The organism is Paenibacillus sp. SEL1, assembly GCF_054602535.1.
Window position 1 is genome coordinate 5,237,090 of the sequence record NZ_CM137723.1, and the last position, 13,437, is coordinate 5,250,526.

Annotated in this window: 16 protein-coding genes, 1 pseudogene and 1 other annotated feature; of the genes and pseudogenes, 4 read left to right on the forward strand and 13 right to left on the reverse strand. The window is 41.0% G+C overall.

What is annotated here, in order from left to right; genetic code table 11:
• Positions 1–106 precede the first annotated feature (106 nt).
• The 3 genes from ACYCSE_RS23965 to ACYCSE_RS23975 all read right to left on the reverse strand — a co-directional run bounded on the left by ACYCSE_RS23965 (position 107) and on the right by ACYCSE_RS23975 (position 1,947).
• Positions 107–838: an NPCBM/NEW2 domain-containing protein gene (locus ACYCSE_RS23965; RefSeq protein ID WP_459700295.1), complete on the reverse strand. Its 732-nt coding sequence runs from the start codon at positions 836–838 to the stop codon at positions 107–109.
• Positions 839–1,034: 196 nt separating this feature from the next.
• Positions 1,035–1,235 (reverse strand): hypothetical protein, encoded by a 201-nt coding sequence (locus ACYCSE_RS23970; protein WP_459700297.1) that lies wholly within the window; start codon positions 1,233–1,235, stop codon positions 1,035–1,037.
• A 457-nt stretch (positions 1,236–1,692) separates the two neighbouring features.
• Complete coding sequence (locus tag ACYCSE_RS23975) at positions 1,693–1,947, reverse strand: hypothetical protein (RefSeq protein WP_459700299.1); 255 nt, start codon at positions 1,945–1,947, stop codon at positions 1,693–1,695.
• 369 nt (positions 1,948–2,316) lie between these two features.
• On the opposite strand from ACYCSE_RS23975, the gene ACYCSE_RS23980 reads away from it, so the two are divergent.
• Positions 2,317–2,493 (forward strand): hypothetical protein, encoded by a 177-nt coding sequence (locus ACYCSE_RS23980; RefSeq protein WP_167669709.1) that lies wholly within the window; start codon positions 2,317–2,319, stop codon positions 2,491–2,493.
• Between the two features lie 104 nt (positions 2,494–2,597).
• Here ACYCSE_RS23980 and ACYCSE_RS23985 read toward each other — a convergent pair whose 3' ends face one another.
• The gene (locus ACYCSE_RS23985; protein ID WP_459700302.1) at positions 2,598–3,062 is read right to left on the reverse strand and encodes a DUF5662 family protein; all 465 of its coding nucleotides are present in this window, start codon (positions 3,060–3,062) and stop codon (positions 2,598–2,600) included.
• 126 nt (positions 3,063–3,188) lie between these two features.
• Positions 3,189–3,447: a binding site (T-box leader), on the reverse strand.
• A 146-nt stretch (positions 3,448–3,593) separates the two neighbouring features.
• Positions 3,594–4,228 (reverse strand): annotated as a pseudogene (locus ACYCSE_RS23990) (hypothetical protein).
• A 285-nt stretch (positions 4,229–4,513) separates the two neighbouring features.
• Here ACYCSE_RS23990 and ACYCSE_RS23995 point away from each other — a divergent pair.
• Positions 4,514–5,056, forward strand: a complete 543-nt coding sequence (locus ACYCSE_RS23995) for a hypothetical protein (protein WP_459700304.1) — start codon at positions 4,514–4,516, stop codon at positions 5,054–5,056.
• Positions 5,057–5,504: 448 nt separating this feature from the next.
• Here ACYCSE_RS23995 and ACYCSE_RS24000 read toward each other — a convergent pair whose 3' ends face one another.
• The 4 genes from ACYCSE_RS24000 to ACYCSE_RS24015 form a co-directional block, all read right to left on the reverse strand.
• A complete protein-coding gene (locus ACYCSE_RS24000; protein WP_459700306.1) occupies positions 5,505–5,648 on the reverse strand; it encodes a hypothetical protein in 144 nt (47 codons plus the stop codon).
• A 55-nt stretch (positions 5,649–5,703) separates the two neighbouring features.
• A complete protein-coding gene (locus ACYCSE_RS24005) occupies positions 5,704–6,042 on the reverse strand; it encodes a hypothetical protein (RefSeq protein WP_459700308.1) in 339 nt (112 codons plus the stop codon).
• Between the two features lie 347 nt (positions 6,043–6,389).
• Entirely contained in the window at positions 6,390–6,656 is a 267-nt protein-coding gene (locus ACYCSE_RS24010) for a group-specific protein (protein WP_069289747.1), read from the reverse strand.
• Positions 6,657–6,668: 12 nt separating this feature from the next.
• Positions 6,669–6,881, reverse strand: coding sequence for a helix-turn-helix domain-containing protein (locus ACYCSE_RS24015; protein ID WP_459700310.1), 213 nt, complete (start codon positions 6,879–6,881; stop codon positions 6,669–6,671).
• A gap of 198 nt (positions 6,882–7,079) precedes the next feature.
• Here ACYCSE_RS24015 and ACYCSE_RS24020 point away from each other — a divergent pair, with 198 nt between their 5' ends.
• Positions 7,080–7,469, forward strand: a complete 390-nt coding sequence (locus ACYCSE_RS24020; protein ID WP_075154359.1) for a helix-turn-helix domain-containing protein — start codon at positions 7,080–7,082, stop codon at positions 7,467–7,469.
• A 110-nt stretch (positions 7,470–7,579) separates the two neighbouring features.
• Positions 7,580–8,767: a site-specific integrase gene (locus ACYCSE_RS24025; RefSeq protein WP_459700313.1), complete on the forward strand. Its 1,188-nt coding sequence runs from the start codon at positions 7,580–7,582 to the stop codon at positions 8,765–8,767.
• Between the two features lie 67 nt (positions 8,768–8,834).
• Here the strand turns inward: ACYCSE_RS24025 and glnA are convergent, their stop codons facing one another.
• From glnA to hflX, 4 genes are all read right to left on the reverse strand, one after another.
• Positions 8,835–10,163, reverse strand: a complete 1,329-nt coding sequence (glnA, locus tag ACYCSE_RS24030; RefSeq protein ID WP_013310575.1) for a type I glutamate--ammonia ligase — start codon at positions 10,161–10,163, stop codon at positions 8,835–8,837.
• A gap of 117 nt (positions 10,164–10,280) precedes the next feature.
• Positions 10,281–10,694, reverse strand: coding sequence for a MerR family transcriptional regulator (locus ACYCSE_RS24035; protein WP_007430683.1), 414 nt, complete (start codon positions 10,692–10,694; stop codon positions 10,281–10,283).
• Between the two features lie 83 nt (positions 10,695–10,777).
• Entirely contained in the window at positions 10,778–12,031 is a 1,254-nt protein-coding gene (locus ACYCSE_RS24040; protein ID WP_013310576.1) for a methionine gamma-lyase family protein, read from the reverse strand.
• A 111-nt stretch (positions 12,032–12,142) separates the two neighbouring features.
• Positions 12,143–13,429: a GTPase HflX gene (hflX, locus tag ACYCSE_RS24045; protein ID WP_013310577.1), complete on the reverse strand. Its 1,287-nt coding sequence runs from the start codon at positions 13,427–13,429 to the stop codon at positions 12,143–12,145.
• Positions 13,430–13,437 lie beyond the last annotated feature (8 nt).

The following is a 13,437-nucleotide window of genomic DNA, read 5'->3' on the forward strand; positions in this document are numbered from 1 at the left end:
GACCCTAGTTTTTAGACCACTAAGACAGTTTTAAACCCCCTGCAAAAAAACAGGGGGTTTCTCGACAATCTGAAAGCCGCTTTCAGCGGCTTTATTCAATAATTTATTATTGCGTCAACATAGGATCAAAGAAACCGACCTGAACTGATCCGCTACCTTTTCTCTCAATCTTAATTTTCAACTTTAGTGCATTACTAACATCTAAGTTTAAGTCTTCTGGGAGATTACCTGGAGTGATTTCTTTAGAATAAATCTCTTTTCCATCAGCAGATATCGTTACTTGTGCAACGCCGCCTTTATCTTTAAATTCATCTGTTACCCCAAGTTTTGCTTTGAACATCTTCATTTTCCCATTCAAAGGATACTCCACATACTGCCAGGAATTTTCCTCAAGAGAATATGAGTACAATGTCATGAGCAAATAACTTGAATGTTCATTGCCTACATTATCGGTAACTTTTTTACTACTGTTGTATTGAGTATCTAAAGAAGTCATAGAGTCTCCATATTGGCTATTCATATACTTTATATCTTTATTTAAATACAGCGTTTTGCTTTCTCCTGTTTCCCCACCAATATAAATAGTTTTAGAGTTTCCATCCCACTTTGCACTTTGACCAAGAGCACTTGAAATGAAACCTAAAGGAACATAGGTTGTCCCGTTATAAACGAATGCTTTACTGTCATCAGTTGGCATTTTTGAAACATTATTAATCTTTATATCTTTGACATTGTAGAAGACCTCAATCATTGATCCACTAGCAGCAAAAGCTGTAACACCAGTCATTAATGAGCCTGCCACAAGTCCTAATACAAGTCCTTTTAATTTGTCTTTCATCTAAATATCCCGTCCCTTATATAGTGAGTTAGACCTAGTCTCAAAGTCATAATATAGGTTTCCCTCCCTCTCTGTACAGGAATATTTTAACATCATTTTCGGATAACCCTTCACAGTAGGCGAATGACACACAGCGGAATCGAACCGCTATAATCCTGTATGTGTCATATCCCCGGACTAGGCCGGGAAAAGTTTGCTACTGACGTGGCGGCCAATCCCATTGCTCCAGACCGTCTCCTTGACGAACGTTCAAAACTCTAAACGGTGCGCCGAATTCATTCCATACGGACAGATTGACCATCCCGATAGTATCAGGGTTAACATAAACGACTACTGCTGCAAGCGTCTTACCTTCTGTGTCCTTGTAGTGGACCATTCTTCCGATCGTTGGTTTCATATCGCATAATCTCCTTTTCATAACAAAAAGAGCAACGGTTTCCCGTTACCCTCTCTGTACAGATATCATTTTTGATGTGGACAGGATTCGAACCTGCATTACGCCAGTCCTCCGCTTTGTGCCATTTGCGTCTGGCTCTGCCCTTTGACTTTCAGCGTCTCCCGCCATTATTGGCACTTTTCCACCACCACATCATTATTGTTTGCGCCCTAACCCTCCGTCATGCGCTTGCCACTGCCGCCCCCTTATACACGCGGTATGGTTCCCAACGGGAATTATTTCACAGCGATTACCGTCAATCGCTATAGTCCGCATTACATGCGGAACAATCTGCCGCCCTTATTGATGGGGTATTATGACCCTCTTTACGGCTGTTCGAATTAGTTGTAGTTCGATGTGGGCGAGGCGTGTATCACGGCCTTGCGTCTATTCCGCCACCACATTTAAATCTTAACGATTACTGAAGTTGACTAGCTAGTGATTTAAGGCCACTTGGTACATCAATTTGTTTTCCATCATGTTCATTTCCGTTTACATAAGCTGTGTCTTTGTCTACATAGTAAACTACACCTTCGCCGCCGATAACCGGAAAGCCGCTTTCGTCGTAATCCAGATTGGTACCTACATACTTGCCATGCTTAACTGCTTCATCTTCCAATGGATGGAGATGGAGAATTTTTTCCTTGTCCAAGTAAGCGTAACTATGTGCCATGTTTATTGCCTCCTAGAATAGATTTAATTTGTTTCCTGAATAAAGTGTAAATCCTTTCTACTACGCGCCTACTACGGATTTATTAGTTCCTACTATCAGCAGAAAATAAAGTAGTAGACGGAGCCTAGAAATTGAAACAGCGACAGCCAAGGACGAAAAAAAAGTCCTAGACTGTCGCTTTTCCATTGAACTAACGTTCCTCGTTAGTTGAATAAGCACGCTTTCTTTTATTACACAATATCTTCGTACTGTTCAGTATTTCTATCATTCATCTTTTACTTTTATAATGAGAAGTGTTAGACTAATATAGGTTTTATATACTTATTACCGATTACTAAGATGTGTAATCAATGAAAGGATTTGATGAATGTGGAATCGACTAATTTCAAAGTTATACCTGAAAAACTTAAAGGTAGGACGATTGAAGATGTCGCCATCACTACTAATGCCGTGGTTATTAAATTTACTGATGGTACTTTTTTAGATATCTATCTCGATGAGGCTGCACAAACATTAAAGACATCAACAAACAAGCTGGATAGTTAACTCAACACTTTACACTTAGCTATCATTTTCCCAGCTTCCTCCTTCACAGTTTGCGTCAAATGCGACATAAAACCTCCACTTATCTTGTTCAACTAAACTGCCCGTTAGCTTAATGGATTACCTATCCGTTGAGGAGATGTCAGAAGCTCAAGTTCTCTTTTCGTTTCGGGATGAACCACTATACTATCAGTAAGGTTTAGAGATGATTCTTTTACCTTTCTCCCCCATCTCCTTGAAAAGGAACGCCAATCACATACCATTTCGATGACATACCTCTTTGGCATGGGTAATGCCTCTTTTGTATTGGGGTTAATAACCCAATACTCCCAATGGTGCTTATTTTTACGTTGATGTCGGAGCCATGCGTATTTCCAATTCAACTCATCTTCTAGGTTCAAAGGTTTCCCGGAATAAATTTTTTTTGCGTAGGGAAAGAACTCAGCCGGTGAAAACTTCGACCAATCGTGAATAATCCCCTGAATATACAGGCCTTCCTTCCAACATTCAATTAGGACATTCAGTTTGTGATTAAGGATGTATAAGAAATATTTCCAGTAAGCTTTTATCATTGGATTTATTGCTCCTTTCTACATTAAACTTCGTTCCGCTTGAAAAAGCCCTATGATTTTCAATACAAATTGGAATTCTTTGAAAAACCAAACAAAAATAAAAAATCCCACCTCCAAGAACGATGTCTTGGGGACGAGATTTCGTCGTGGTGCCACCCCAGTTCGCTAATCTGTCTTCAGATTAACCTTATCGAGTACGGCATGATATACATGCTTATACTCTAGCTCTGTAACAGGAGCTCCTGTCACACCATCCCCTGAAATGGCTCAAGTTCCGATGTGATGCTCAGAGATTTGGTTCAATAAGGTCTCCTTTACTCCTTTTCAGCTACCAGAGTTCTCTGTTAAAGTAAACCTTATTTACTCTTCCCGTCATTGCATTTGTGTAATTTTACCAAATACCTATTGAGTTTGTAAATACAAGAATGTTGGAACTATCCTGCCCGTTAGCTTTATGAAGCATTGTCAGTTTAGAACTTTATTTTCTCTAACACCTACAATAAAGACCGCAAAGGCTTAAGCCCTTACGGTCTAATTTACTTCTGGCATCCTAAGTCCAATTTCACCTTCCTTGTTCCGTCCCCTTCCATAGTCAATAGTGACAAAATCCAGTGTTCGGTTGACTTTAAGACTTTTTGCTATGCTTTCTATGGCCTTACGTCTTTTGTCTGCAAACGTAGTCGCTGAGATTCCTGGTATATCCTTACGATAACCCTTCTCTAAATATTGTTGTGCTTTGAGGTACTTCATTCCATCCAGAAATAGCAACTTTGCAATCAACCCTTCATGTTTATCGCGTATATTATTTATTGCAAATTTAATGTTATTTGTGAGGAATTGATAAAATTTATAATTCACGTGGCGCTGGTCTTTGAGTAGAACGGCATTTGCTGTAACATCTGCTGTCAATTCTTGTCCCGAAACTCGTTTAGCAACCGATCCCTCTGCCGAAAGCAAATCATATGCAGCCATACCGTTTTCCAACTGATGGAGTGAATATTCATAGTTCTTTATTACATCTATTAGATCAGTATATTTGTTCAGTAGCCACTTTGTTTTTTTATATCATCTTGTTCGATATCGTCAAAAAAATTCACCTGAATAATTTTTATCGTGTCAGCAGCACCCTCTACTTTATCAATAAATGTTACAGGTTGATTATCCATGGATATCACTCCTTACGCAGCCTAACGTATCTAAGATTTTTCTCGATTATCATTTGAAGCTATATTTTTAAAAAAACAATATCCAGCATACATTATGGGGCTTAATACGTTAGTTTTCATCTCATTTTACTATGAAACGAATTTTCAGAATCTAAACTACTTTTTTGAGTTGCTTTTTGTAAAGCCATTTAAAATATTAGCACCCTCATCAGACACATAACAGATTAAATGGGCATATTTTAGATCGTGCATAGCCCAATACTAATTTAAAGGGGATAACAAGAAATGAATCGTTCAGTAACTACACCAGGTCAACAATTCACCACAGGCCAAGATTCAATACCTCAAATGAGTACTGTTCAGCCATTACCTCAAATGAGCACTGTTCAGCCGTTACCTCAAACATCTGCTGGAGCCGCGTCTTATCCAACTACAGAGCAAATCAATCAACTTAACTACCTGAACTCAAATCCGCATCTTTTAGTCGATTATGTTGCTAAACAAAAAGCAGGACAAAACCCACCTCTTCCAGGTAGCCAAACATCCCCTCCATACTATTTAAGAAATCATAATTTCCCTGAAATTCCTTACCGCACACTAACTGCTTCCCAAAGGATAAATTTAGTTTCTTGTTTCGGTAGTCCTAAATTCACTTTTATAATTACTGGTATTAGCGCAGCCGGACCAATGACGGCACATCTCATGCGAGTTACGAGCATTGCGCCAGATTTTATGTCCTTTAGTGGGATTTGGCTCGATCCATCAGATGGATTTCTTAAATTCAATACTTTTTTTGATGCTTTTACACAAGGCGTAGCCGCCTGCTAACTTAAGGTTGTAAGTCTTAAATGCGCCGAGACAATCGTCTCACTACCCAGGTGGTAACAATAATTTATCCATAAGAAGACAGAAATCTTGTGCATAAGCTGAGTGATTTTTTAAAAATCGTTTTTATGCTATTCTAATTCTCAGTTTTATTTTCTGACACCCCTCTTCTCCTATAAATATGTTTACGATGAGAGCTATAGGAGAAGAGGCAATATTATCTCTCTGGATATTATCATTTGCTCTATTATACGCCTTGTATAGCCTAATCCCCAAATATTCCATATAGATTAAAAATACCCATATCCTCTGTTGTATCAAAATCAATACATATGTTTCAATGCTGTGAATGTGATATTTCAAATGTTTAATATGGTGGGGTATGACCGCTTTGGGCGGATGAATAAATCTCGAGTATCGTCCCTTGAGATAATGTTGCTTTATAGGGGTATTAGTCTGTCTCTTCAAATTCTTCGCAGGCTAGTTCACCAAAACCCATTTCCTCCGGTTCAACGCCCAGCGTACCTGTTTTGAGGCATTTACCTTTAACCAAATACCTGCATTCTCTGCAAATTATCACTTCATCAGCTTGCATCCGATCATCTCCTTGGTATATAGGGGTATAGGGTAAGAGGCCAGAAGGCCCCTGTTTAGGCGCTCGGTTGATCCAGCGTGTCAATAATTACTTCCGGCCCGTCTAACATCCAGTATTTTGTTGCGTGGTCGCTGCTGAATGCTTCGTTAAGCACAGCCTGAATCCGGTCATAATGTTCTTGCTTCAAGCAACCAAACACCCTGTCATCCCAATCTTCGTACATTTCGTCATATTGTGTTTCGATGTACTGACGGAGCATAGCCTTTGCGTCCGGATGCCAGCGATGTTCCTTAGCGACATACCATGTGTGCAGCAGCAGGTCTCCGTCCTCTTTTGCTTGTTCACGTAGACAAGTGATGTCGCCTCCTTTAGCTCTGCTTTTGGAACCTTTCAATCAACTCGGAGCGCTCCTGCCAAAATTTCTCCACAGTTTCTAATGAATCATCCGTTTTCAGACTAGGTATTACAACAAGAACCTCTTTCGCTTCTACAAAGATATCTTCATCAGACAACCTTTCTTTGTGATATTTCCTTTTAAGTTCGTAGGGTTGATACAGCCCTACGGATATTTTTTTGACTCCTGGTCTAGTTACCAGTTCATTGATCAAATCATCAGTGCTTACATTCTTTAAATCAGGAAGTCTGTTATCCAGTTGTCATATATTGGGTATAGTCATACTGTTTCTCCTTTCTTGAGTGTTTTGATTCAACTAAGTAATCGAGAGTCGGCAGCGGTAGTCGTCATTTAGGCTGATCTAGCAGCCATTGCTCCAAAAACTTCCGAGTCTCCCTCGCAGGGAAGTACCATTTGCTGCTCACTTTTCGCTTTGGAAAATCGGGATGAAAAAAAAATTGCTCTTGTATGAAATTCCAACTCATACATGTGCGACGCTTTAATTCAGCCGCATCCCAAAATACGTACTCTACATCAGCTTCTTTTAAGACCTCAGCTATCTTCGATTTGACCAGTTGAAAGGCTTCTTTTTCGTCAATGCTGACTGACAACATGTTCATCCCTCCTTAACTGTTGCTTTCTGTTAATTTTTTGGGAACCAGGTTGATCTCCAGCCCCAAAGCATCGCAAGCTTTTCTAAGCGTGGTTTCGTTCCACCGACGACTTCCATTTAGCAAATTGTGCATGTACTGCGGGGAACACCCAACTAAATGAGCTAAATCAGAAGGATTTAATCCTTTTTCATTTATAAGTGGCCTCATTTGTTCAGAAACCTTCATTTCATCACCTCCGTTGAATCAATATTAATCTATTTGATTAATTAAATTAAACGCTTTAGATTATTAATCATATAAATTAATATAAATGCTCGTTTTTTCGCCTATTTGCTTCTTTTTAATCTATTTGCTGTTTGTATTTTAATCTATTTGTTGATATCATTAATTCATCAATTAGTTTAAAAGGAGCGGTCACAGGACATGTCTAGTTATCCTAACCGGATAAGAGAGATTAGAAAATCAAAAAAGAAATCAGGAGTACAAGTAGCGGAATTTTTAGGAATTACCCCTCAATTTCTATACAACATCGAAAAAGGAAGCCGAACCTTAAATACTGAGGTGGCTTCAAAATTAGCCGAGTATTTTGATGTAACTGTAGATTACCTCCTTGGCCGTACAGAAGCCGAAAAAGATGATCGCCAGTACCCAGAGTGGGCCACATCAAAGGACATTCGAGATTTTAAAACAATACTTGAAGAAGATGTGCCGGTAATGTTCGACGGCGTACTAATCTCAGAAGATGACAAAGAAAAAATTAAACGGGTCATGGAAGCTATGTTCTGGGATGCTAAAAAGAACAAAAAAGATTAGTTGTATTTGAATAAAATAGCTTCTTTAAATATTCACTTTGCGCTTTCACCGCTGCGAGGCGGTTTCACATACACAAAAAACGGAACACATGTTCCATTGGAGGAATAAACATGGCAAACTTTAAAAGATTAAAGAGTGGATGGCGGTATCGGTTAAAGTACACCGATCCGTTTACACAGCAGCAAAAGGAGAAATCAGAACGGGGGTTCCGTACAAAACCGGAAGCAGAGTTAGCTGCAGCAGAATTTTTAAAGAAAATAAAACAAGGCTACGAACAGATTGATATGCCTCTCGTTGATTATATAGAAAGTTGGATCATTAACTATAAAAAAGGAGATGTTAGAAAAAACACACTTAAACAACATATGAATAATCTAAAAACACACATCAAGCCTTATTTTAAAAAATTAATGATAAAAGATTTAAAACCAGATATGTACCAAAAATTTTTAGATGCTTGTTTAGAAAAAAACTTAAGCCGAAGAACAGTCGAAATAATTAACTCAACAGTTTACAGTGCTTTAGAACTCGCAGTAATTCAAGGAAAGTTAGAACGTAATCCATGCATAGGATCAATTATTAAGGGAGAGAGGAAACAAAAAACTATTGATTTCATTGATTCTGAGGATATTCCTCGTTTTCTTTATACAGCAAGAGGATATGGTTATATCTACTGGATATTTTTCAAGTTACTGTTGGAGACTGGCATGCGTAAGGGTGAAGCCGCTGCTTTAAAGTGGTCTGATATTAATTTTAAGGAGAAAAAAATTCACATTAATGAAACTTTGGATTTTCAACCTGATAACGAGGACGAGCTATTCGGGGAAACAAAAACCTTTAGATCAAAACGAACAATCAGTGTAAGTACATCTCTAATCAACGATCTGAAATATCATGCTAGTTGGCAGAATCAGAATAAAATTAATCTTGGAGAAACAATGTACCGACATGATTTAAATCTCGTTCTATGCCGGAATGACGGGCGTCCTATGCCGAAGTCAACACTATTTAACGCATTTAAGCGTATCTTGAAACGTGCTAGTCTCGATGAGGTTTTACGTATCCATTCTCTTCGTCACACCTACGCAGTGCTCATGCTTGAAGCTGGAGCCGATATAAAGTTTGTCCAGGAACAGCTTGGTCATGGTAGTGTGCAGATTACATCTGATGTATACGCACACATTTCTAAAAAGTTAGAGAAACGTAACATAGATAGATATGAGGAATATACAAGCAAAATTCTCGGCTCAAACAATTTAAAGTTGGGGGACGTTTGGGGGACACCCCAGAAGAATTGATAACATCCTCTGAAATGTCCCCCATTACAATTCCCCAAAAAACCGCATACTTACAGGATTTTATCTATTAATACAGCGTCAGATATTGATCGCGTTCCCATTGATGAACCTGTGTTCTGTACATATCCCATTCAATTTCCTTAAGCTCATAGAAGTAGGCCAGAGCATGGTCGCCTAGTGCGTCAGAGATAACTTCGCTCCGAATAAGCTCAGACAAAGCTTCTTTCAAGTCGGCAGGCAGACTTGGAATGCCTTCTTCAATCCGCTCTTCCTCAGACATTACGTAAATGTTACGATCAATCGGAGCTGGCAGAGCCAACTGACGTTTGATACCATCCAAACCTGCTCTCAGCATCACTGCCAAGGCCAAATAAGGATTCGCTGCCGGGTCAGGGTTACGAACTTCGACGCGAGTGCTCAGACCACGGGACGCAGGAATCCGAATCATTGGACTGCGATTGCTTGCAGACCAAGCCACATAACAAGGCGCTTCATAACCTGGTACGAGACGTTTGTAGGAATTTACCGTTGGATTCGTGATCGCTGCCATTGCACGTGCATGTTTAAGAATACCAGCCATATAGTGGCGGGCCGTCTGGCTTAATCCGAGTTCGTCCGTTTCATCATAAAATACGTTTTCATTGTCCTTAAACAACGATTGATTGCAGTGCATACCGGAGCCATTTACACCAAACAAAGGTTTTGGCATAAAGGTAGCATGCAACCCATGCTGACGAGCAATCGTCTTAACAACGAGCTTGAACGTTTGAATCTGGTCGGCAGCTTTAATTGCATCTGCATATTTAAAGTCAATTTCATGCTGACCAGGTGCAACTTCATGATGAGATGCTTCAATTTCGAAGCCCATCTCTTCAAGCTTAAGTACAATTTCACGACGGCAGTTTTCACCCAGATCCATCGGAGCCAGGTCAAAATACCCGCCTTGGTCATTCAGTTCTGTAGTTGGCTCGCCTTTTTCATCCGTTTTGAACAAGAAGAATTCAGGCTCTGGTCCGACATTCATCGAAGTGTATCCCAACTCTTCTGCTTCCTTAAGTACACGTTTCAAGATGCCCCGCGGGTCACCTGCAAACGGAACTCCATCCGGCTTGTAAATATCGCAGATTAAACGAGCTACACGATCCGAGGTTACCCAAGGGAATACCACCCAAGTGTCCAAATCCGGATATAAATACATATCAGATTCTTCAATACGCACATAACCTTCTATGGAAGAACCGTCAAACATCATTTTATTATCCAATGCCTTTTCCAGTTGACTAACCGGAATTTCAACGTTCTTAATAGTGCCCAGCAAATCTGTAAATTGCAAACGAATAAAACGAACATTTTCCTCTTTCGCAATCCGAAGGATATCTTCTCTGCTATAACTCACTCTAACCTCTCCCTTTCTGTAACGACTATATACAAATCTGTTGTTCTATAAATTACTTAAATGATGAGACCTGGTTTTAAAGTAAGGCGACCTTATACCAAGAGGTAAGTCAAAGCATTATCTCTTATTGAAGAACCGTGATAATTCGCCTTGGATTAGGGACACCTGTCCTGGTCTTTTGCCTGCAACAAGTTGTTGTTTCAGTAAGCGGTGAAGCTGAGTATCGGACATTTCACGGCGTTTGACTTCCGTATCTGCAGTAATAACCGTAGCTTCCTCCGATTCCTTGGTAACCGGATTCATGACTTGTTTAATTCCCGCAATGTTAACACCCTTCTCGATCAACGCCTTAATTTCAAGCAGACGCTCTACGTCATTAAAAGAAAAAAGACGTTGGTTTCCCGATGTACGGGCAGGAACTATCAAGTTATGCTGTTCATAATAACGAATCTGACGTGCTGACAAGTCCGTTAGCTTCATGACAATACCTATTGGAAATAAGGCCATATTTCTGCGAATTTCGTCGCCCATTTGTCATCAACCTTCCAGTGATCTATTATTCACCTTATTGTACATTTAGCTGATGCAAAGTGTCAATGACATGTTAGAAAAACTCACAATAATTTACGTTCTTTCATCGTTTGCAGAGCCATAAGCACTCCAAATTTAACATGAGAGTAGGTTAAGCCCCCTTGCATGTAACCAATATAAGGCTCACGAATCGGAGCATCTGCGGATAGTTCCAAACTTCCCCCTTGTATGAACGTACCTGCTGCCATGATAACTGGATGCTCATAACCAGGCATATCCCACGGCTCCGGCACCACATGGCTATCCACGGCAGCCGCACGCTGAATTCCCTGTACAAAAGCAATTAGATGTTCTGGTCCGCTAAAAGAAATAGCCTGAATCAAATCCGTACGCTCTTCATGCCAGGCAGGTTTGGTCTCAAATCCCATCTCCTCAAAGACCGCAGCTGCGAATACACTCCCTTTAACCGCTTGCCCAACCAGTGTTGGGGCAAGGAATAGTCCCTGAAATATGCCTCGTGTAGTACCTAACATGGCACCTACTTCTCCACCGATTCCAGGTGCAGTTAATCGGTAGGATGCCAGCTCTACATACTTTTGTTTGCCGCAGATATATCCACCCGTTTCAGCAATGCCACCACCGGGATTTTTAATCAACGAACCTGCCATCAAATCGACACCGACCTGAGTAGGTTCCAGCTTCTCGGTAAATTCACCGTAGCAATTGTCAACAAAGACAATGACGTCAGGTTTTATTTCCTTCACACGTGCTGTCATTTCTTCAATATCTGCTACACTAAACGAAGCTCTCCAATCATAACCGCGTGAACGCTGAATACCGATCACTTTGGTATTGGCATGGATAGCAGCCTCCACCGCTTCCCAGTCCACTTTACCTTCAGCTGTCAGTGCGGTTTCTCCATAAGTAACGCCAAAATCTTGCAATGATCCTGTTCCGTCGCCGGGCTTACCAATCACTTTGTGCAGGGTATCATAAGGCCTCCCGGTAATGTATAACAGTTCATCCCCTGGACGCAGCACACCAAATAAAGCAGTGGCAATTGTATGAGTACCCGAAGCAAAATGCGGACGCACCAACGCTGCCTCCGCACCGAACACATCCGCATAGACTTCTTCCAGCACCTCACGTCCCCGGTCATTGTAAGCATATCCCGTAGAACCCGCAAAATGAAAATCGCTCACTTGCTTCCGCTGGAATGCCTGAATTACCTTCCACTGATTTGAATCTACAATATGATCTATGTGCTGTATACGTTCTTGTATTTTATGTTCTGCCGTTTCCTGAATTTGCTGAATTTCTGGACTAAAAACTACCATTTACCTTCTTGACCCTCTCTCTTACGCAGCCTTAGGCTATTCATGTTATATTATTGTTCACTTTGAACGATGAGCATTATCATTTTATTGACCCAAAAACATCATTACATGTTAACCTTCTGTGAACTCGCTGAGTGCATGACCATACTTTTCGTACTCGCCTCTTTGAATTTCAACCTCATAAATGACATCATTTCCATCATACTCTGTCAGCAGTACATCTCCGATTCGATAAAGCACCGAGGTTAAATCCCCACGTTCCGCAGGAATGCGGAATCTCAGCGTATCACCGCTCAAATGCTCTTGAATCAGTTCACGAATGCGCAGCAAATCGCCTTCATCAAAAGCGCTAATTTTCAAATAGCCCTCCCCAGAAGGAAGCATTTCCAGTTGCTCAGGGGTACAGGCATCTTTTTTGTTAAATAATACGATCTGAGGCTTGTCCGCAGCCCCTAGCTGTTGTAAGATCGTCTCTACAACTTTCATCTGTTCGTCTCGCATATCCGAAGACGCGTCTACGACATGCAAAATGAGATGAGCCTCATTCGCCTCCTCCAAAGTAGCACGGAAGGAAGCAACCAAATCATGAGGGAGATTTTGGATAAAACCGACCGTATCCGTAAGAATAACTTCTTTTCCACTCGGTAGCTCCATTGTTCTGGAGGTAGGATCCAGCGTCGCAAACAGTTGATTCTCAATATATACATCGGCTGCTGTCAGTTGCTTCAACAGCGTCGATTTGCCCGCATTGGTATAGCCAACAAGTGCAACCTGAACAATGCCGCTCTTTTGTCTGCGCTCCCTGTGCAAATACCGGTGGCGGGTCACTTCCTCCAGTTGGCGTTTCAGATCACTGATTCGATCACGAATATGACGGCGGTCTGTCTCCAGCTTGCTTTCACCAGGACCACGTGTCCCGATTCCACCACCGAGACGCGAGAGATTTTTTCCATGTCCAGACAAACGTGGGAGTAAATATGACAACTGCGCCAGTTCAACCTGAATAATACCTTCCCGTGTTTTTGCACGTTGTGCAAAAATGTCCAGAATCAATTGTGTCCGGTCAATAATTTTGAGATCCAGACTTTCTTCCAGATTCCGTACTTGGGCCCCCGAGAGCTCCTGATCAAAAATAGCTGTATTCGCTCCCAATTCTTCAGCAACTGCGCGCAATTCCTCTACTTTTCCTTTGCCAATAAACCATTTTGAATCCTTAGCTTCCTTATTCTGTGTCAGGACGCTCAATACTTCAACTCCCGCTGTCTCAGCCAGTTTCACCAGCTCATCCAACGAGTATTCCGTATTGATGCCAGATCGTTTGACTTCATCCGTAATTAGACTGACCAGTACCGCCTTGTCCTGCATTTCGGTTTGTGTATCATGAGTGGAGTTCGCCATATTGTTTG

What these genes read in the sequence shown, in the direction of transcription:
- ACYCSE_RS24015 (WP_459700310.1), bottom strand. Translation starts at nt 6,881, where the DNA reads ATGAAGGTTTCTGAACAAATGAGGCCACTTATAAATGAAAAAGGATTA.
- ACYCSE_RS24000 (WP_459700306.1), bottom strand. Translation starts at nt 5,648, where the DNA reads ATGCAAGCTGATGAAGTGATAATTTGCAGAGAATGCAGGTATTTGGTT.
- ACYCSE_RS23995 (WP_459700304.1), top strand. Translation starts at nt 4,514, where the DNA reads ATGAATCGTTCAGTAACTACACCAGGTCAACAATTCACCACAGGCCAA.
- ACYCSE_RS23985 (WP_459700302.1), bottom strand. Translation starts at nt 3,062, where the DNA reads ATGATAAAAGCTTACTGGAAATATTTCTTATACATCCTTAATCACAAA.
- hflX (WP_013310577.1), bottom strand. Translation starts at nt 13,429, where the DNA reads ATGGCGAACTCCACTCATGATACACAAACCGAAATGCAGGACAAGGCG.
- ACYCSE_RS23965 (WP_459700295.1), bottom strand. Translation starts at nt 838, where the DNA reads ATGAAAGACAAATTAAAAGGACTTGTATTAGGACTTGTGGCAGGCTCA.
- ACYCSE_RS24040 (WP_013310576.1), bottom strand. Translation starts at nt 12,031, where the DNA reads ATGGTAGTTTTTAGTCCAGAAATTCAGCAAATTCAGGAAACGGCAGAA.
- ACYCSE_RS23975 (WP_459700299.1), bottom strand. Translation starts at nt 1,947, where the DNA reads ATGGCACATAGTTACGCTTACTTGGACAAGGAAAAAATTCTCCATCTC.
- ACYCSE_RS23970 (WP_459700297.1), bottom strand. Translation starts at nt 1,235, where the DNA reads ATGAAACCAACGATCGGAAGAATGGTCCACTACAAGGACACAGAAGGT.
- ACYCSE_RS24035 (WP_007430683.1), bottom strand. Translation starts at nt 10,694, where the DNA reads ATGGGCGACGAAATTCGCAGAAATATGGCCTTATTTCCAATAGGTATT.
- ACYCSE_RS24020 (WP_075154359.1), top strand. Translation starts at nt 7,080, where the DNA reads ATGTCTAGTTATCCTAACCGGATAAGAGAGATTAGAAAATCAAAAAAG.
- ACYCSE_RS24025 (WP_459700313.1), top strand. Translation starts at nt 7,580, where the DNA reads ATGGCAAACTTTAAAAGATTAAAGAGTGGATGGCGGTATCGGTTAAAG.
- ACYCSE_RS24010 (WP_069289747.1), bottom strand. Translation starts at nt 6,656, where the DNA reads ATGTTGTCAGTCAGCATTGACGAAAAAGAAGCCTTTCAACTGGTCAAA.